Annotated in this window: 15 protein-coding genes; all 15 read right to left on the reverse strand. The window is 40.4% G+C overall.

Going from position 1 to position 18,127, the window contains the following annotated elements; genetic code table 11:
* Window positions 1–90: 90 nt before the first annotated feature.
* On the reverse strand, window positions 91–1,158 hold the full coding sequence (locus ACZ5L8_RS05835; protein ID WP_464440334.1) for a M20 family metallo-hydrolase: 1,068 nt from the start codon (window positions 1,156–1,158) through the stop codon (window positions 91–93).
* Window positions 1,155–1,931 (reverse strand): acetylglutamate kinase, encoded by a 777-nt coding sequence (argB, locus tag ACZ5L8_RS05840; protein ID WP_464440335.1) that lies wholly within the window; start codon window positions 1,929–1,931, stop codon window positions 1,155–1,157. The genes ACZ5L8_RS05835 and argB overlap by 4 nt, the downstream gene beginning before the upstream one ends.
* A 133-nt stretch (window positions 1,932–2,064) precedes the next feature.
* Window positions 2,065–3,006, reverse strand: coding sequence for an N-acetylornithine carbamoyltransferase (locus tag ACZ5L8_RS05845; protein WP_464440336.1), 942 nt, complete (start codon window positions 3,004–3,006; stop codon window positions 2,065–2,067).
* 148 nt (window positions 3,007–3,154) lie between these two features.
* Window positions 3,155–4,279 carry an aspartate aminotransferase family protein gene (locus ACZ5L8_RS05850; RefSeq protein ID WP_464440337.1) on the reverse strand — a complete coding sequence of 375 codons (1,125 nt, stop codon included), beginning with the start codon at window positions 4,277–4,279 and terminating at the stop codon, window positions 3,155–3,157.
* Window positions 4,279–5,079 carry a pyrroline-5-carboxylate reductase gene (gene proC / locus ACZ5L8_RS05855; RefSeq protein ID WP_464440338.1) on the reverse strand — a complete coding sequence of 267 codons (801 nt, stop codon included), beginning with the start codon at window positions 5,077–5,079 and terminating at the stop codon, window positions 4,279–4,281. The genes ACZ5L8_RS05850 and proC overlap by 1 nt, the downstream gene beginning before the upstream one ends.
* A 33-nt stretch (window positions 5,080–5,112) precedes the next feature.
* Window positions 5,113–6,090: an N-acetyl-gamma-glutamyl-phosphate reductase gene (gene argC / locus ACZ5L8_RS05860; protein ID WP_464440339.1), complete on the reverse strand. Its 978-nt coding sequence runs from the start codon at window positions 6,088–6,090 to the stop codon at window positions 5,113–5,115.
* Complete coding sequence (gene argG, locus ACZ5L8_RS05865) at window positions 6,087–7,274, reverse strand: argininosuccinate synthase (RefSeq protein WP_464440340.1); 1,188 nt, start codon at window positions 7,272–7,274, stop codon at window positions 6,087–6,089. Before argG ends, argC begins: the two co-directional genes overlap by 4 nt.
* Before the next feature lie 33 nt (window positions 7,275–7,307).
* Window positions 7,308–7,937 (reverse strand): GNAT family N-acetyltransferase, encoded by a 630-nt coding sequence (locus tag ACZ5L8_RS05870; RefSeq protein ID WP_464440341.1) that lies wholly within the window; start codon window positions 7,935–7,937, stop codon window positions 7,308–7,310.
* 365 nt (window positions 7,938–8,302) lie between these two features.
* The gene (locus ACZ5L8_RS05875; protein ID WP_464440342.1) at window positions 8,303–9,901 is read right to left on the reverse strand and encodes an NADP-dependent glyceraldehyde-3-phosphate dehydrogenase; all 1,599 of its coding nucleotides are present in this window, start codon (window positions 9,899–9,901) and stop codon (window positions 8,303–8,305) included.
* Window positions 9,902–10,072: 171 nt separating this feature from the next.
* Window positions 10,073–11,338 carry a threonine ammonia-lyase IlvA gene (gene ilvA / locus ACZ5L8_RS05880; protein WP_464440343.1) on the reverse strand — a complete coding sequence of 422 codons (1,266 nt, stop codon included), beginning with the start codon at window positions 11,336–11,338 and terminating at the stop codon, window positions 10,073–10,075.
* A gap of 66 nt (window positions 11,339–11,404) precedes the next feature.
* Window positions 11,405–12,898, reverse strand: a complete 1,494-nt coding sequence (gene ilvC, locus ACZ5L8_RS05885; protein ID WP_464440344.1) for a ketol-acid reductoisomerase — start codon at window positions 12,896–12,898, stop codon at window positions 11,405–11,407.
* A gap of 32 nt (window positions 12,899–12,930) precedes the next feature.
* The gene (gene ilvN, locus ACZ5L8_RS05890) at window positions 12,931–13,467 is read right to left on the reverse strand and encodes an acetolactate synthase small subunit (RefSeq protein WP_464440345.1); all 537 of its coding nucleotides are present in this window, start codon (window positions 13,465–13,467) and stop codon (window positions 12,931–12,933) included.
* Window positions 13,467–15,200, reverse strand: coding sequence for a biosynthetic-type acetolactate synthase large subunit (gene ilvB, locus ACZ5L8_RS05895; protein WP_464440346.1), 1,734 nt, complete (start codon window positions 15,198–15,200; stop codon window positions 13,467–13,469). Before ilvB ends, ilvN begins: the two co-directional genes overlap by 1 nt.
* A 34-nt stretch (window positions 15,201–15,234) precedes the next feature.
* Complete coding sequence (gene ilvD, locus ACZ5L8_RS05900; protein ID WP_464440347.1) at window positions 15,235–16,917, reverse strand: dihydroxy-acid dehydratase; 1,683 nt, start codon at window positions 16,915–16,917, stop codon at window positions 15,235–15,237.
* A 457-nt stretch (window positions 16,918–17,374) separates the two neighbouring features.
* Entirely contained in the window at window positions 17,375–18,067 is a 693-nt protein-coding gene (locus tag ACZ5L8_RS05905) for a response regulator (RefSeq protein WP_464440348.1), read from the reverse strand.
* Window positions 18,068–18,127 lie beyond the last annotated feature (60 nt).

Here is an 18,127-nt window from a genome sequence, read left to right on the forward strand (position 1 = left end):
CTTTTCTATTTCCGCAAAGGCGGAAATCTACTTTTTATCATGTACCCTTTAGTCTTGTCTCATTTTATTTGGCTTTAAGCGAAATAAAATCTACAATACTTTAGTCAGCAACTCGATGTAAATCTTGATGCCTTCTTCAATTTCGTTTAAATAAATAAACTCATCCGCGCTGTGCGAACGTGTACTGTCGCCGGGGCCCAACTTTAATGATGAGCACGTCAAAACGGCTTGGTCGCTCAATGTTGGTGAACCATAAGTTTCACGTCCCATTGCAATTCCAGCCTGTACCAATGGATGTTCCATAGGAATTGACGACGAATTTAAGCGTAAACTCCGCGGCGTAATCTCATCACAAGGCGCCTTGCTTTGCAACAACTCAGCGACTTCCTGATTAGTATATTTATCATTTACACGCACGTCAACCACCAGCTCCACATCTGCTGGAACCGCGTTATGCTGCTTTCCGCCTTTGATTTGCGTTACGGTCAACTTTACATCGCCGAGAGCTTCAGAAGATTTTTCAAACTTAAAATCCTTAAACCATTGCAACACCTCGATGCAATTATACACCGCATTGTTATCGTTGGGATGCGCGGCGTGAGATGGCGTACCTTTTACTTTGGCATCAAACACCACCAAACCCTTTTCGGCGACAGCCAGATGCATCTGCGTAGGCTCGCCCACAATCGCAACATCAATATTCGGAATCACCTCGAGCATGCTGTTCAAACCATTAGGACCGCTACTCTCTTCCTCTCCCGAAGCAACAATCACAAGATTGAACTTCAAATTCTCCTGAGCATAAAAATGTGTAAATGTCGCAATCAAGGAAACGAGACATCCGCCAGCGTCATTACTGCCCAGTCCAAACAACTTTCCATCCTCAATATCTGGCGAAAATGGGTCGCGTGTGTAACCGTTATTAGGCTGCACCGTGTCGTGGTGACTATTTAGTAAGATTGTAGGTTTCCCTTCTTCAAAATGCTTGTTTGTAGCCCAAATATTATTTGCCTTACGGCGAAAGGGAATCTCGTTCGTTTTGAACCAGTTCTCAATATGCGCAGCAGTTCCTTCCTCTTCAGAAGAAAATGATTGCGTCGAAATCAAGTTTTTTAACAAGGCAATCGCCTCGTTTGTCAATTCTTCCCTTGTTTTCATAAATGTAATGTTGTGTAATTGGTTTCGGCTTCGCTAAGCATGCTTGGCTTTCCTAAGCGCACTTGTTGCACGCCGCCATCTAACGCATAAAAGCAGTTATGCAATTTTGGTAACATTCCATCTGCGATTATACCGTTCTCAATTAATTTGGCATAAGCCTCTTTATCAATCTCTTTAATCACCGAATTCTCATCGCTGATGTCTTGCAAAACCCCAGCTTTCTCAAAACAGTAATTAAGTGTTACTTCGTATGCTTTGCTCATGGCTCGCGCCACTTCACAAGCAATAGTGTCGGCGTTTGTGTTGAGCAATTGTCCTTTTCCATCATGCGTGATTGCGCAAAAAACTGGCGTGATTTCAGCCGAAAGCAAGGCATCAATGGTTTTTGCATTTACCGCAATCACGTCACCCACAAATCCAAAATCCACATCACGCACGGGGCGCTTCACAGATAAAATCGTATTTCCATCAGCACCCGAAAGTCCGATGGCGTTACAAGCTCTAGACTGCAGACCAGCTACAATATTCTTGCTCACCTTACCGCCATAAACCATGGTAATCACTTCAAGGGTTTCGGCATCTGTGATGCGACGACCTTGGGTCATTTTTACCTCAAGACCTAAGCGGTCTGCCAGATGCGAAGCTGCTTTTCCTCCACCGTGAATTAGGATTTTTGGACCAGTAATTTTCGCGAAAGCGTCTAAGAATGCATTGAGGTCGTCTTCGCTCTCAATTATATTCCCGCCAACTTTTACGATGTTTAGTTTTTTCATTTTACCTTTTTTATTTCCGCGAAGGCGGAAATCTTATCATTATGTCACTTCGAGTGGTGCGACTTTAGGAGCGCTGTATCGAGAAGTGTCTAGTTCTCGATATATTCGCCATGGGCGAACACTCGAACTGACACTAAATACTCTGCAAGATTTTCTTCAACACCACTTGCGCTGAATATGTCCTGTTATTTGCTTCTTCAATCACCAAACTCTGGTCGCTATCTAAAACTGCATCTTCCACAATCACGTTGCGACGCACAGGCAAACAGTGCATGAATTTTGCGCTGCCCAACTTTTCTTTAGTCATCATCCAACTTGAGTTGTCACCAGGCAAAATCTTTCCGTATTCTTTATAGCTGCTCCAGTTTTTTACATACACAAAGTCAGCATCCTCTAGCGCTTTTTGCTGGTCATACTCAATGGTTGTATCGCCAGTTACTGCATTGCTCAACTCGTAACCTTCGGGATGCGTGATAACAAAATCCACATCCATTTTTTGCATCATCTGCGCAAAAGAATTAGGAACTGCTTGTGGTAAAGCCTTTGGGTGTGGCGCCCAACTCATAACGACTTTTGGCTTTTTATCCAGGTTTTGCTCCGTGATTGTAATTGCATCAGCAAGAGCCTGCAGCGGATGCCCAGTTGCGCTTTCCATATTTAAAATAGGCACTGTAGCGTGCTTCACAAAATTGTTAATAACGTACTCAGACTCGTCTTTTAATTTGTCTGTAAGTGTAGGAAATGCGCGCACGGCAATCACATCAGCATATTGCGAAATGACTTTTGCAGCTTCTTTAATATGTTCGCTCGTGCCAGCATTCATCACTGTTCCGTCCTCAAACTCAAGTTGCCAAGCGTCACTATTAAAGTTCATCACCGTCACTTCCATACCCAGATTACGGGCAGCTTTTTCCGTACTTAAACGCGTGCGTAGACTGCTGTTGAAAAACAACATAACCAGCGTTTTATGTTTCCCTAATGTCTCATGAGAAAACGGATTTTTCTTCAGTTCGATGGCTTCTTTAATCAGTTCCTCTAGGTTATCAATGTCCGTGAGGTCGGTGTATTTTTTCATTTTATATTTTTTATTTCTTCGCCTAGACGGAAAAATCTGTGTAACTTATTTGTCATTCTGAGCTAGACTCAGAATCTCATGATGAGAAGCTGAATTAAGTTCAGCTTGACGTCTTATTTTATTTATTTCCGCGAAAGCGGGGAAATCTTTACAACTCTCGCTTCAACGCTTCAAAGAACTGGTCAATATGTTCTTTCTTCACCGTAAGCGGTGGCAAAATGCGAATCAGGTTTTTATTCTTTGCGCTACCCGTAAAAATATGATGGTCATAAATCAATTTCTTGCGGATGGCTGCGGTATCAAAATCAAATTCGAGGCCTAGCATTAATCCGCGACCTTTTACCTTTTTGATTTGTGGGATTTCTTTGGCTTTCGCCAAAAAGTGCTCAGAAACCTCCTTTACATTCTGCATCAATTCTTCTTCTTGCATCACGTCAAGAACGGTGAGCGTTGCTGCACACGCCAAATGATTACCTCCAAAAGTAGTTCCCAGCATTCCGTATTCTGCCTCGATTCCTGGATGGATTAAAATTCCTCCTACAGGGAAACCGTTGCCCATACCTTTTGCCAAAGAAATGATTTCAGGTTGCACATCGTATGCCTGGAAAGCAAAGAAATTTCCTGTTCTACCAAAACCCGCCTGAACTTCGTCTGCAATAAGCATTGTTCCCGTAGCCTTGCAAAGTTTGTCCAAAGTTTCGTAGAACTCAGCTGTACTTTCATCTAGACCGCCAACGCCTTGAATAAACTCAAGAATCACCGCGCAATACTCTTCCGATTTTAACGCTGCCTCAACAGCTTCTATTTCGCCAAGAGGCAAAAAAGTAACCTGCTGTTGTGCGTTTACAGGTGCAATTATTTTTGGATTATCAGTTGCCGCAACCGCTGCAGATGTACGTCCGTGAAAACTATTGGCGAAAGCCAAAATCTTCTTACGACCCGTTTTAAAAGAAGCCAATTTTATAGCATTCTCATTTGCTTCTGCCCCCGTGCTACACATAAAAAGCGAATAATCAGGGACACCGGCAGCTTCTGGAAGTTTATCTCCAAGTTCCTTTTGCAAAGGATTTTGCACCGCGTTGCTATAGAAACCAAGTTTGCTCACTTGGTCGCTCAAATTCGCAACATATTTGGGGTGTGCATGCCCAATGGAAATCACAGCATGACCGCCGTATAAATCCAGATATTTTGTGCCCTTATCGTCATAAACGTGAACGTCTTTTGCCTTTACCGGCGTAACGTCATACAAGGGATATACATCAAACAAACTCATTATTGTTGTTCTTTTTTGATATTTGAAATTTTGTTGAAGGAAGCAACCATTCCATGAATTAACGACGAACTCAACCCCTTGTGCTCCATCTCATTAAGACCTTCAATGGTACAACCACGAGGCGTAGTAACACGGTCAATTTCCTCTTCTGGGTGATGGTCAGTTTCTATTAAAAGTTTTGAAGCCCCATTGCAGGTGTGCATGGCTAAAGTCTGTGCATCATGCGCGTCAAAACCTAATTGAATAGCAGCCTGTGTCGTCGCACGGATCAATCGCATCCAAAATGCAATTCCGCTTGCGCAAACCACCGTCGCCGCTTGCATTAAGTTTTCAGGAATAATTAGGGAATTTCCCAAGCGATTGAAAATAGCTTCGGCGATCTTAATGCGCTTCATCCCTTTTTCATTACTCGCAAGACAGGTCATCGATTCACCTACGGCAATCGCGGTGTTTGGCATCGCGCGAATGATAAATTGATCAGTGCCTACAATGGCCTCCATCTGATGAATTTGATAACCAGTGATCGTAGAGATCAAAACATGTTTCTCAGTCAGCTCATCTTTGATCTCATTTAAAATCCCTGCAAACTGAGCCGGCTGAACAGCAAAAATGATAATGTCTGATTTTTGAACCGCTTCAACATTATCAGAGGTTACAAAAACATTCTTGTACTCGCCCCAATCAGAAATTGAATCCGGATTGCGACGCGTTAAATACAAAGTAGTAATTGCATTATTTGTGATCAGACCTTTGGCGATTGCAAGCCCTAGGTTTCCTGTACCGATGATTGCTATTTTCATAGTGGTTGTTTAATTTGCTTCCGCGAAAGCGACTTAAAAATAACTTCCCTTAAGCTGTAAACCTGTGGTTTGTGGAAGTCCAAAAACTAAATTCATATTCTCCACCGCCTGCCCCGAAGCACCTTTCAACAGATTGTCAATCGCGCTCGATATCAGCAATTGGTCTTCATGTTTGTGCAAGTGGATTAAGCATTTATTAGTATTCACAACCTGCTTCATGTGCAACGGCTCATCCGTTAAAAATGTAAACGGAGCATCTGCATAAAATTCAGAATAGGTTTTCTTCATCTCGTCTAGATTTCCGTCAAAAGCTGTGTACGCTGTCGCAAAAATCCCTCTTGAAAAATTCCCTCGGTTTGGCAAGAAGTGAATTTTTTTATCAAATCCGTTTTGCAATTGCTCCACTGACTGATTGATCTCTCCCATATGCTGATGCGTAAATGGCTTGTAATACGAGAAATTATTATCTCTCCAGGTGTAATGTGTAGTCGCAGAAAGTGAAGTTCCAGCGCCAGTCGCACCCGTTACCGCATTTATGTGAACGTCGTCTTGGATTAATTTGGCTTCAGCCAAAGGAAGCAAAGCCAACTGAATCGCAGTCGCAAAACATCCTGGATTTGCGATCGAACCCGCTTGTTTGATTTCAGATTTATTAAGCTCTGGTAAACCATAAACAAACGCGCGACCTTGAAAATCAGCATCTGGCTTTAATCTAAAGTCATTGCTAAGGTCAATAATTATCGTTTTTTCAGTGAAATCATGTTGCTCTAAAAAAGCAGTACTGTTACCATGACCAAGACATAAGAAAACCACGTCAACATCAGTATTTACTTCGCTTGAGAAAATCAAGTCTGTACTGCCAACTAAATCTTCATGAACCTTAAAAAGCGGATTTCCGGCGTTTGAAGTACTGTAAACAAAGTCAAGTTCAACATGCGGGTGATTCAGTAAGATCCTGATGAGTTCACCAGCGGTATATCCTGCTCCACCTATGATTCCGGCTTTTATCATGACTCTCCGTTAACGTGCGTGTAAATCTTATTTTGGTTACCCATCAACTTAATGAAACCTTTAGCATCATCAGCTGTCCAGCCTTTGTTCATTTCGCCATAAGCGCCAAAAGAAGCATTCATCAAATCATGTTCTGAGGTAATACCTTCAAGAGTGAATCGGTAAGGACTAAGCGTTACAAAAACTTCACCGGTTACGTTTTTTTGGCTATCAGCCAAAAATGCTTCCATGTTTCTCATTACCGGATCCAGATAAAGACCTTCATGCAAATGCATGCCATACCAGCTAGAAAGGTAATCCTTGTGCTGTTGTTGCCACTTGGTCAATGTGTGTTTTTCAAGTAAATGATGCGCTTTAATGATAATCAAAGGCGCGGCAGCTTCAAAACCTACACGACCTTTGATACCGATAATCGTATCGCCTACGTGAATATCACGACCAATCCCAAACGGAGCCGATAGCGATTGTAGATATTCTATATTTTCAACAGGAGAACCAGCTTTGTCGTTTACAGCGACTAATTCACCTTTCTCAAACTTAAGAGTAACCTGCTCACTTTCTTCTTTTGAAACCTGAGAAGGATACGCAGCTTCTGGAAGACCTTTGTGAGACGTAAGCGTTTCGGCTCCTCCTACGCTGGTTCCCCAAAGTCCTTTGTTTACTGAATATTGAGCTTTTTCCCAGTTCATATCCACGCCATTTTCTTTAAGATATTCTATCTCTTCTTGACGTGAAAGCTTCATATCGCGAATAGGCGTTATGATCTCGATCTCTGGAGCAAGCGTCTGGAAGATCATATCAAAACGTACCTGATCATTACCCGCGCCAGTACTACCATGCGCAACATATTTTGCACCAATAGACTTCGCATAATTAATGATCTCAACCGCCTGAATAATACGCTCAGCGCTTACTGAAAGTGGATATGTATTGTTTTTAAGAACATTGCCAAAAATTAGATTCTTTACAACCTTGTTGTAAAAGATCTCTTTCGCTTGAATATTCTTATATGTTTTCGCACCTATTTTTAATGCTTTAGATTCTATTTCATCAATTTCAACTTGAGAGAATCCTCCTGTATTAATGCTGATCGCGTGAACTTCAAATCCTTTTTCTTTTGATAAATATTTTGCACAATACGAGGTGTCAAGACCACCGCTGTATGCCAAAACAAGTTTCTCCATTGTTGATTGGTTTTCGCCGTAAGGCTATAAAAATTATTCTTGGTTTTGTTTTTCTTTTTTAAGAAACAGGTGTTCCTTAATGCTTTTTAAGCGTTGAAAAGCTTTAGGGTTTGACTCCTTTACTTTCTTGCCAGATTCTTCTTTAGAAGGATCATAAAGCATGCCTGTACAAAGACACATGCGTTGCTCTGTGCGTTGAAGAATATCATAATTCTTACAGGTTTGACAGCCCTTCCAGAAGCTCTGATCATCTGTTAATTCAGAGAAAGTTACAGGTTTATACCCAAGCTCAGAGTTGATCTTCATAACCGCAAGCCCCGTTGTGATACCAAATATCTTAGCATCTGGGTATTTTTTGCGTGAATGTTTGAAGATCACTGCTTTGATCTTTTTAGCAAGACCAAGACTTCTAAAATCTGGGTGCACAATAAGACCACTGTTTGCCACGAATTTACCGTGACCCCAGGCCTCAATGTAACAGAAGCCAGCAAACTTATCGCCATCTAGTGCGATAACAGCATTGCCGTTTTCCATTTTTGTTATTACGTATTCAGGTGTGCGTTTTGCGATTCCTGTGCCACGCACTTTTGCCGACTCTGCGATGGTATCGCAAATAATCTGGGCATAGCCTGAATGGGATTTGTTAGCTATAACAATATCCATCCTTAAAGAAATTGAAAATTAAAAAAGAAATTATTGAGTCTAAGAAAGAGCCGGACTCACCTAAGCTCCATATAATATATACACCCCTAGGGGCGGCGGAAGCGGCGTACACGAATTGTAACTGGGCGCACTTGCCTAGCCGGATACAACGGATTGAACACAGACTGTATAGCCTGTATCAATTTTTTAATATTTGTATCTATCTTGTTCATTGTTGATGTAAATGTACAAACTGTGATCTATTATAGACTTTGATTATGGAGAAAAATTAAAAACAACCGCGTTTTTTATGAATTCTTTAAAAAACAAAGAAACTCAGACTTTATTTTAACAAATAAAAGCCTGAGTTATTCATTCTCTAATAATTATAGAATATAATCTGTACTTACAAAGTTTGATTTCTTTGTATCTAACAGCTCATTTAAGATCGCATTGTTGTACGCGTTGTCTTTTGACGCTACAAATGTTCTAATTGAGAACGATCTTAAGGCATCATGTACGCTTAAAGTCGCTACTGCGCTGTCTTTCCTTCCGGTGAAAGGATATACGTCTGGACCTCGCTGACAAGAACTGTTTAAGTTTACACGACAAACTAGGTTTACCAGCGTATCAATAAGCGGCGCAAGGGTTTTTGTGTCTTTACCAAAAAGACTTACCTGCTGACCATAATTAGACTCTGCCATGTCGTCTAATGGTTCATCAATATGCTTAAATGTCAAAACAGGAACCACAGGACCAAATTGCTCTTCTTGATACACGCGCATTTCTTTATTCACAGGAAAAAGCACAGCAGGCCAAATATAATTCTCAGTCGTCTGGCCACCTTTTTCATTAAGTATTTCAGCGCCCTTTGCCTTTGCATCGTCAATCAACTCCTGAATATATTGAGGTTTATCTGGTTCAGGTAGCGGTGTTAATTTCACGCCATCTTCCCATGGTAACCCAAATTTTAAAGCATCAACAGCTTCGGCATATTTGCGGTTGAAGGTTTCTGCGATGTTCTCGTGTACATAAATCACTTTCAGCGCCGTACATCGCTGACCGTTAAAAGAAAGCGTTCCCGCAATACATTCGGCTACAGCCAAATCTAAATCAGCATCTGGAAGTATTATCGCAGGATTTTTGGCCTCGAGCCCAAGAACAAGTCTTAATCTGTTTTGCTTAGGATGTTGTGCTTGTAAAGCATTCGCTGAAGCGGAATTACCTATAAGTGCCAAAACATCCACCTTCCCAGTTTTCATAATAGGCGACGCCACTACTCTACCACGACCAAAAACAATGTTCACAACTCCCGGAGGAAAACTCTCCTGAAATGCTTCAAGTAAAGGTGTTATCAAAAGAACTCCGTGTTTAGCCGGCTTGAAAATCGCTGTATTACCCATCATAATCGCAGGAATCAGCAAGGCAAAAGTTTCGTTAAGCGGATAGTTGTATGGCCCAAGACACAACACAACTCCTAGCGGACCGCGGCGAATATGCGCATGAATTCCGTCATGTTTATGGAACTTCGCACTGTCACGGTCCATGTTTTTGTAATCCTCAATGGTGTCATAAATGTATTCAACCGTGCGGTCAAATTCCTTCTCAGAATCTGGCAGGTTCTTACAGATTTCCCACATTAGCAATTTCACGATTTCCTCACGCTTGGTTTTCATCTTTTCGACGAAAGTCTCCATACATTTAATACGCGCCGCAACCTTCATCGTAGGCCATTCTCCCTGGCCACGGTCGTAAGCCGCATACGCAGCATCCAATGCATCAAGCGCTTCTTTTTCTCCCAGATAAGGAATTGAACCTAAACGCGTAGGGCCGGTTTTTCCATCAACTTCTGTCTGTATTGTTGAGAAAACATCACTCGTTTCGCCTTCCCAATGAACAAGTTTGCCATTGACAAGGTATTTTTTTTGCTCTATGGGCGAAACCTCAAATTTCGCTGGTATTTTTGTTGTACTTAGTTCTGACATTGGTTTTGTTTTAAACAAATAAATGGATTCGCCTTAAAGGCAAAATACCTTTAAAACATATCGAGAAGTTCTAAAAAGTGTAAAGGAACTCTATTAATTCAAGGTTAATTCTTTCGCTTAAAGCGAAATATAGACTTATCCTATTTCTAGATATTTCCGATTTCTCGGAAATTAGATAAGGAACTCAAATAAGTCTGGCTTGTCGTTAAGATATTCACCGTAAAAGTTTTTGTGTTTCATACGATGAACAAGTGGCTCGAGGTCGTCATGATTCTTAATCTCAATTCCTACCACTGCAGGACCATCTTCCCTGCTGGTTTTCTTTTTGTATTCAAAGAAAGTGATGTCATCGTCCGGCCCTAGAACTTCGTTCAAAAATTCTCGAAGGGCACCAGCACGTTGCGGGAAACGAATGATAAAATAATGTTTTAATCCGCGATAAAGCAGTGCACGTTCTTTTATTTCGGCAGTACGTGTGATGTCATTATTAGAACCGCTAACCACGCAAACTACATTTTTGCCTTTTATCTCATCTGCATAATCATCAAGCACTGAAAGCGTCAACGCTCCTGCTGGCTCAACAACTATCGCATCTTTATTGTACAGATCCAAGATTGTCTGGCAAACTCTACCTTCATGAACGGTAACCATATCTGTCAAGAATTCTTGGCAAATCGCGAATGTTTTATCACCCACACGTTGCACGGCGGCACCATCTACAAATTTCTCGATTTGGCTTAACGGAGTATTCTCTTTATTAAAAATAGAAGTGCTCATGGATGGAGCGCCTTCTGGCTCTACTCCTATCACTTTAGTTTTTGGCGAAAGCAAATGAAAAACACTGCTTAGCCCAGAGGCTAGTCCGCCGCCACCTACAGGAACAAAAACATAATCTATCTCTTCTGTGGATTGCTCCAAAATCTCTAAACCTACAGTTGCCTGACCTTCAATTATCTTTTCATCGTCAAATGGATGAACAAAGGTTTTGCCCAATAAATCACATTCGGCTTTTGCAGATTTGTACGAATCGTCAAAAGTGTCACCCACCAAAACGATTTTTACAAAATCTTCACCAAACATTTTTACCTGCTCTATTTTCTGTTTTGGCGTAGGCGCAGGCATGAAGATTGTTCCCTTGATTTTTAATTTCGCGCAAGCGAAAGCAACACCTTGTGCATGATTACCGGCGCTGGCACAAACAATACCGTTTTTACGCTGAGCTGCGGTTAAGGTGCTAATTTTATTATAAGCGCCACGAATTTTATACGAACGTACTTGCTGAAGGTCTTCTCTCTTCAACATAATATTAGCATCGTATTTTTTAGAATAGCTTAAGCTGGGCAAAAGCGGAGTTAACGAGGCAACGCCTTTGAGATTTTCGGCGGCCTGTTTTACATTTTCTAAATCAGGGAAATATGTCGTGGTTGTATTGCTCACAATATCGAAATTTTGAAAGTTAGGCTTGCCAGTTGACCTCGGCAAGCCCAACTGACAAAGAATCATTTATGCGATAATCGCCTCTTGAGAAGTTTTCACCTCTTTCATAGCAGTCATCGACTCACGTAACCATGCTCCTACTTCTTCAACAGGGTGATTACGGATCGCATCATTTACAGCGATCAATGTTTTATTATCTACTGAATTATCAGATGAGAATTTTTTACCGATTACGTTAGTATCGATACCTTTCATAAACTCAGTAAGCATAGGCTTTGCCGCGTGGTCAAAAAGGTAGCAACCATATTCTGCAGTGTCAGAAATTATACGGTTCATCTCAAACAATTTCTTACGAGCGATTGTATTTGCGATAAGCGGAGTTTCATGCAATGACTCGTAGTAAGCAGACTCTTCAATGATACCTGCATCACACATTGTTTCAAAAGCAAGTTCAACACCAGCTTTTACAAAAGCTACCATCAATACACCGTGGTCAAAATATTCTTGCTCGCTGATTTCCATAGAACCTGCATCTGTTTTTTCAAAAGCAGTTTCACCGGTTGCAGCACGCCATGTATGAAGATTTACATCATCATTAGCCCAGTCTTCCATCATTGTTTTTGAGAAATGACCAGAGATAATATCATCCATGTGTTTTTCAAAAAGTGGTCTCCAGATTCCTTTAAGTTCTTCAGCTAGTTCAAAAGCCTTGATTTTTGAAGGATTATCCAGACGGTCCATCATATTTGTGATACCACCGTGCTTCAATGCTTCGGTGATAGTTTCCCAACCATACTGAATCAATTTTGCCGCGTAAGCAGGCTCAATTCCCTTTTCAACCATTTTGTCGAAAGACAAAATAGAACCAGTTTGCAACACACCACAAAGAATGGTTTGCTCACCCATAAGGTCACTCTTAACCTCTGCAACAAAAGATGATTCTAGAACACCAGCTTTATCACCACCAGTTCCCACTGCATAAGCTTTAGCCTCGTCAAGACCTTTACCTTGAGGGTCATTTTCTGGGTGAACCGCAATAAGCGTAGGCACTCCAAATCCTCTTTTATATTCTTCACGTACCTCAGAACCTGGCGACTTAGGCGCACACATGATAACCGTTAAGTCTTCACGAATCTTAGTTCCTTCTTCAACAATGTTGAAACCGTGACTATAAGTAAGTGTTGCTCCCTTTTTCATCAAAGGCATAACAGCATTAACTACGCTTGTATGTTGCTTGTCTGGAGTAAGGTTAATTACCACATCTGCATCAGGAACTAACTCGTCGTATGTACCTACGGTAAAACCGTTATCAGTAGCATTTTTGTAAGAAGCACGTTTCTCGTCAATAGCACTTTGGCGCAAAGCATAAGAAATATCAAGGCCGCTGTCGCGCATGTTCAAACCTTGATTAAGACCTTGAGCACCACAGCCCACGATTACGATTTTCTTTCCTTTAAGGGCATCTACTCCATCAACAAATTCACTCTTGTCCATGAAACGACATTTACCCAATTGTTCAAGCTGTTCCCTTAGCGAAAGGGTATTAAAATAATTAGACATTTTTATCTATTTTGATTTTTAATGGTTGGTTTTTAGTATTCCGATTCAGAAAATTCTTGTAAAATTTTTGAAATAGGCATTTCGCTTTTGCTCACCGCAATACGGCCAGAGCGCACAAACTGCATAATGCCAAAAGCACTCAACTCGCGGTAAAGCATTTCTATCTCATTGCGACGGCCTGCTTTTTCTAGCACAAAGAACTCTTTGTTAACAGTAACGATACGCGCGTTGCTCTCCTTAATGATATTCTGTATTTGACGCTCTTCAAAAAGCAAATCACTCTTAATCTTAAAAAGACAAGTCTCTAAGAAAATCGTCTCATCATCAGTATGATAATACGCTTTGATCACTTCAACTTGCTTTTCTATCTGACCCAGTATTTTTTTCATTTTTTCTTCCGTGATATTCACCACGATAGTAAAACGAGAAACACCTTCAATCTCAGTAATTGAAGTATTAAGACTCTCAATATTGATGTGCCTGCGCTGAAAAATCGCCGAAATCCTGTTCAGCAATCCTACTTGATTTTCGGTGTAAACCGAAACCGTAAACGTTTTAATCTCTCCCATTACTCTAATCTTATATCAGTTACTGAAGCTCCAGATGGAATCATCGGGAATACACAATCTTCTTTTTCTACCATAACTTCAAGGAAGTAAGGTCCGTCGTGCTGCATCATTGTTTCTATGGCTTTCGCCAAATCTTCTCTTTTAGAAACACGATTAGCCTCTATGCTATAGCCTTTTGCGATGGTAACGAAATCTGGGTTTGTCATCTCTGTAGAAGCATATCTTCTATCAAAAAATAGCTGCTGCCATTGACGCACCATTCCAAGAAATTCATTGTTCAGTACAACAATCTTCACAGGAACTTTAGTTTGAAAAATCGTTCCCAGTTCTTGAATGGTCATTTGATAACCACCGTCGCCTATTATGGCAACAACAGGCTTATCCATCGCACCCATTTTTGCACCAATTGCTGCAGGAAGCGCAAATCCCATAGTTCCCAGTCCACCAGAAGTGATGTTACTTCTAGTATTATTGAACTTGGCATAACGGCAAGCCACCATCTGATGTTGACCAACATCTGAAACGATAACCGCTTCACCTTTAGAGCAAATATTTATTCCCTCAAGAACTTCGCCCATGGTAAGACCTTCTTTAGACGGAGTGATATCTTCTTTTATGATTTTATCATACTCTATCTTATAAAGTTCTTTAAAACGGTTATGCCATTCTTCATGCTTGTTTTCTTTCAATAAAGGAAGAAGCGCAGCAAGTGTCTCCTTACTATTACCTAAAACGGCAACATCTGTTTTTACGTTTTTATCAACTTCAGCAGGGTCAATCTCAAAATGAATAACCTTTGCCTGCTTAGCATACGTATTTAAATCACCAGTAACACGGTCATCAAAACGCATCCCGATTGCGATTAAAACATCACATTCGTTAGTAAGCATGTTAGGCGCATAATTACCATGCATTCCTACCATACCCACATTTAATGGATGACTTGACTCAATTGCAGAAGCTCCTAGAATCGTCCATGCTGCTGGGATACCAGCTTTTTCAACTACTTGTCTAAATTCTTCTTCTGCATGACCTAGAACTACACCTTGCCCCCAAACAATCATTGGCTTTTTAGCCTCATTGATAAGCTTAGCAGCTTCCGATACTTTATCTTTATCAATTGTTGGGACAGGTTTATAGCTTCTTATAGCAGTACATTTTTTGTACACAAAATCAAGTTCTTCGTTCTGTGCATTTTTAGTAATATCAACAAGCACCGGGCCTGGTCTTCCGCTCTTAGCGATATAAAAAGCCTTAGCCATAACCTCTGGGATATCCTCAGCTTTTGTTACCTGAAAATTCCACTTGGTTACCGGTGTAGAGATACCTATAATATCAGTTTCCTGAAAAGCATCGCTACCTAGAAGACTATACGCAACCTGACCTGTGATACACACCATAGGTGTAGAATCTATCATCGCATCTGCAATACCTGTGATAAGGTTTGTTGCTCCTGGTCCTGAAGTTGCCATTGCAACACCCACTTTACCAGTGACACGCGCATAACCTTGTGCAGCATGTGTAGCGCCTTGCTCGTGACGCGTAAGGACGTGATGCAACTCATGCTGATATTTATACAATTCATCATAAACCGGCATAATAGCTCCTCCCGGATAACCATAAAGCACATCAACACCTTCAGCAAGCAAGCACTTGATTACTGCTTCTTTTCCTGTGATTCTTTGTGTCGATTCGGTTTTGTTTTCTTCTAGTTTCATAGTTTGTGTATCCATAGTCCTAGTTATTAGGTAAACACATATTTACGCACTAAAATTCGTCAGTCACGCAGCCTTTAGAAGCTGATGAAACGGTTTTAGCATATTTATAAAGTATTCCACTTTCAAATCTTAGTTTAGGCGCTTTCCATTTTGCCTTACGCTCAGCAAGCTCCTCATCAGAAATTTCGATGTTAATCGTATTCTTCACAGCGTCGATTGCGATAATATCTCCATTTTCAACCAATGCGATATTACCTCCTACTTGTGCTTCAGGAGCAACGTGTCCAACCACAAAGCCGTGCGAACCACCTGAGAATCGACCATCTGTAATCAATGCCACATCTTTACCCAGACCAGCACCCATGATTGAAGACGTTGGCTTAAGCATTTCGGGCATTCCAGGTCCACCTTTAGGACCTTCATAACGAATGATAACGACATCACCTTTCTTCACATCACCGTTCTTGATACCTTCGTTTACAGCAAGTTCACTGTCAAAAACATTTGCAGTTCCTCTAAATGAAAGACCTTCTTTACCAGTGATTTTCGCGACAGCGCCTTCTGTAGCAAGATTTCCAAAAAGGATTCTGATGTGACCAGTTTCTTTAATAGGCTCCTCAACTTTTCTTACTACATCCTGATCAGCCTTTAGTTCTGGAGCATCAGCAAGATTCTCAGAAAGCGTTTTCCCGGTAACGGTCAAACAATCGCCGTGAAGCATCCCTTTATCAAGCATATATTTTAAAACTCCAGGAACTCCGCCCACAGCGTGTAATTCTTCCATAGAGTATCTTCCGCTAGGTTTTAAATCTGCAAGAAGCGGTGTAGAATCACTGATTCTTTGGAAATCTGCAAGCGTGAAATCTATTTTTGCTGTTTTGGCTATAGCCAAAAAGTGCAACACTGCATTCGTAGAACCTCCAAGGACAGTAACTAAACGTATCGCATTTTCAAGCGATTTCTTCGTCACAATATCTGAAGGTTTGATGTCATTTTCTAACAAATAACGAAGCGCTTCACCTGCTTTTACACATTCTTGCTCCTTGATGTTACCCTCTGTAACCGCAGGGTTTGAAGAGTTAAACGGAAGCGACATACCCAGCGCTTCAATCGCCGAGGCCATTGTATTTGCCGTGTACATTCCGCCACAAGCTCCCGCACCTGGGCAAGCTTTGTGAATTACCTCTTTATATTCAGTTTCGTCGATATTACCAGCTACTTTTTGGCCATAAGCCTCAAAAGCAGAAATAATATCCAGTTTCTTACCATTATGACATCCTGAAGCGATGGTACCACCATAAACCAAAATAGAAGGTCTATTTAATCTTAATTGTGCCATTAGTGCTCCAGGCATATTCTTATCACAACCTACAACAGTTACTAGACCATCGTACGCCATCGCTTGCATTACAGTTTCCATAGAGTCTGCAATGATATCACGAGAAGGCAATGAATAACGCATACCTGGAGTTCCATTTGCAATACCATCACTTACACCGATAGTATTGAAAATTAGACCAACAAGGTCTGCATTATCTGCTCCTTTTTTTACATGAACTGCTAGATCATTAAGGTGCATGTTACATGGGTTACCTTCATAACCTGTACTTGCTATACCTATTAGAGGTTTCTGTAAATCTTCGTCTGTTAAGCCTATGGCATGTAACATTGCCTGAGCTGCAGGAAGTGATGGGTCTTGCGTTACCGCTTTACTATATTTCTTTAAATCCATTATTCTAATTAATACTGTGAAAGTAGTGATACTAAAATGCCATTATATTTATCTCAATTAGTTGTTTCGAAAGTCAACTTGCTTTTTTAATATTCAAAATATTGAATATCAATAATTTAAAAGGTTTTAATATACAAGCTTCAAAAAAATGATTTCGTTAAAAAATTCAATATATCGCATCAAAACCAGACAATTAGATAAATTATTCGCAAACTTTTGAGCTATAAAATAAAAAAGCCCTCCGCGTTAACGGAAGGCTTAATTTTTTGAACAATTGCAATCCGCTATCAGCGTGAAGAAATCACGATAATATTAAGAATTACAATACTGTTTTGGCCCAACTTGTTCATGAATCAAACGTATAACATTTTTTATTATAACAAAAATTCTAGAACAGAATTTTTAAAGTTTTATTACCTTTTAATTCGCTGAATTACAACACTAAGCAGTGATTGAACTATTCAACGATAAGATTATGTTTAATTGCATGTAGAACTAAACCTATGCGACTGCGTACTTCTAATTTTTTAAATATCGTATCACGATAATTATCTATTGTTTTAGGGCTTAAACACATCCTATTTGCGATCTCCTTATATGTAAGATCTGTGCATGCCAGTTCAATAAATTGCAGTTCTCGTTTGGTGAAATTTGGATTTTCTTTCTCTTCCTTTTTTGTTACACCTGTAAGAAGAGCCTTAGTAACATGATCTGAGTAATAATGTCCTTTGGTGGCAACCTCAATCAAAGCATCATTAAGCGTGTTTGGATGAATATCTTTAAGAAGATACCCACGACTACCGCCTTTTAACATCTGAATAATCGTCTCTTCACTATCATCCATTGAAAGCGCTACAACTCTAACATCAGATTTATTGTCATTAAGCCATTGCAATGATTCAAAACCATTCATCACTGGCATATTAATATCAAGTAGAATTATATCAGGATCTTGAGTGGCGATATCTAATTTGTTGATCAAATCTGTACCATTCTTAGCCATAAAAACAACCTGAAAACCCTCAAAGCTGTTTATTAAACCTTGCAACGATTGCGCAAAGAGCACATGATCATCTACTATTCCTACAGTGTAAATAGGGATATCTGTAATATGCTCAATATTCTGAGAAGTACTAACGGAGGTGGTCATTTTCTTGGATTGTTAGGATAAAGTTAAAAATTTAATCTTGTACTTTCCTAAAATTCAGCA

The sequence above is a fragment of the Leeuwenhoekiella obamensis genome (assembly GCF_055391795.1).

What these genes read in the sequence shown, in the direction of transcription:
- ACZ5L8_RS05835 (WP_464440334.1), bottom strand. Translation starts at nt 1,158, where the DNA reads ATGAAAACAAGGGAAGAATTGACAAACGAGGCGATTGCCTTGTTAAAA.
- argB (WP_464440335.1), bottom strand. Translation starts at nt 1,931, where the DNA reads ATGAAAAAACTAAACATCGTAAAAGTTGGCGGGAATATAATTGAGAGC.
- ACZ5L8_RS05845 (WP_464440336.1), bottom strand. Translation starts at nt 3,006, where the DNA reads ATGAAAAAATACACCGACCTCACGGACATTGATAACCTAGAGGAACTG.
- ACZ5L8_RS05850 (WP_464440337.1), bottom strand. Translation starts at nt 4,279, where the DNA reads ATGAGTTTGTTTGATGTATATCCCTTGTATGACGTTACGCCGGTAAAG.
- proC (WP_464440338.1), bottom strand. Translation starts at nt 5,079, where the DNA reads ATGAAAATAGCAATCATCGGTACAGGAAACCTAGGGCTTGCAATCGCC.
- argC (WP_464440339.1), bottom strand. Translation starts at nt 6,090, where the DNA reads ATGATAAAAGCCGGAATCATAGGTGGAGCAGGATATACCGCTGGTGAA.
- argG (WP_464440340.1), bottom strand. Translation starts at nt 7,274, where the DNA reads ATGGAGAAACTTGTTTTGGCATACAGCGGTGGTCTTGACACCTCGTAT.
- ACZ5L8_RS05870 (WP_464440341.1), bottom strand. Translation starts at nt 7,937, where the DNA reads ATGGATATTGTTATAGCTAACAAATCCCATTCAGGCTATGCCCAGATT.
- ACZ5L8_RS05875 (WP_464440342.1), bottom strand. Translation starts at nt 9,901, where the DNA reads ATGTCAGAACTAAGTACAACAAAAATACCAGCGAAATTTGAGGTTTCG.
- ilvC (WP_464440344.1), bottom strand. Translation starts at nt 12,898, where the DNA reads ATGTCTAATTATTTTAATACCCTTTCGCTAAGGGAACAGCTTGAACAA.
- ilvN (WP_464440345.1), bottom strand. Translation starts at nt 13,467, where the DNA reads ATGGGAGAGATTAAAACGTTTACGGTTTCGGTTTACACCGAAAATCAA.
- ilvB (WP_464440346.1), bottom strand. Translation starts at nt 15,200, where the DNA reads ATGGATACACAAACTATGAAACTAGAAGAAAACAAAACCGAATCGACA.
- ilvD (WP_464440347.1), bottom strand. Translation starts at nt 16,917, where the DNA reads ATGGATTTAAAGAAATATAGTAAAGCGGTAACGCAAGACCCATCACTT.
- ACZ5L8_RS05905 (WP_464440348.1), bottom strand. Translation starts at nt 18,067, where the DNA reads ATGACCACCTCCGTTAGTACTTCTCAGAATATTGAGCATATTACAGAT.